This is a genomic window from Paenarthrobacter sp. PAE-2 (assembly GCF_026013155.1).
GTDB lineage: Bacteria > Actinomycetota > Actinomycetes > Actinomycetales > Micrococcaceae > Arthrobacter > Arthrobacter ureafaciens.
The window spans coordinates 1-717 of sequence record NZ_JAPDNV010000104.1; the positions used below are offsets into that span (position 1 = coordinate 1).

The 717-nt window shown below is 62.8% G+C and carries 1 pseudogene; it reads left to right on the forward strand.

The window, feature by feature from the left end:
- Positions 1-281: 281 nt before the first annotated feature.
- Positions 282-717, forward strand: a pseudogene (locus tag OCL88_RS21085) (hypothetical protein); the annotation flags it as partial.

Genomic DNA, 717 nt, shown 5'->3' on the forward strand with positions numbered 1-717 from the left:
CGGACATAAATTACACAGTGAGCCCCGACCACGACGGTCGGGGCTCACTGCATTTAAAACCCATTCGACACCTGGCCACACAAGCCGCTGACGCGGCTGTGAGTCTTACCACGAGTGGGTCTGGGGCAGGTCTCCGGGTTCGGTCGCTGCGACGCGGTCGCCTAGAATTGCATAAGACATACGGGCCGGGCTTTAAAGGTGCTGGCCGCGTGATAACGAAATACGGGTTATGAGCGACTACGCACGCGCCACTGGTCGGCTCGCAACAGGAGGAATCCATAATGGCTGAGCACAACGGCGGCAATCGCAGCGGTAATCGCGGAAACTTTGGCGGAGACCGCGGTGACCGCGGGTCGTTCCGCGCCAACAACAACTCCGGCGGTGACCCGCGGGGATTCCGCTCCCGCGATAACCGGGACGGCAATAAGGACGGCCGCCCCTACGGTGATCGTAAGCCTTCCGGTGACCGTCCTGCCCGTGACGGAGAGCGGCGGCCTTTTGGCGACGGCGACCGCAGGTCCTATGGCGAGCGTCCCGACCGCGGTCAGCGGAATTTTGATCGTCCCCGTCGCGACAATGAAGATCGGCCCCGCCGTGACTCAGGCGATCGCAGGCCCTACGGTGAGAGGTCGGAGCGCGGACCCCGCAACTTTGATGGGCCGCGTCGTGATGGTGATGATCGTCGTTCCTTTGGTGGCGATCGTGATCGTAAGCCGT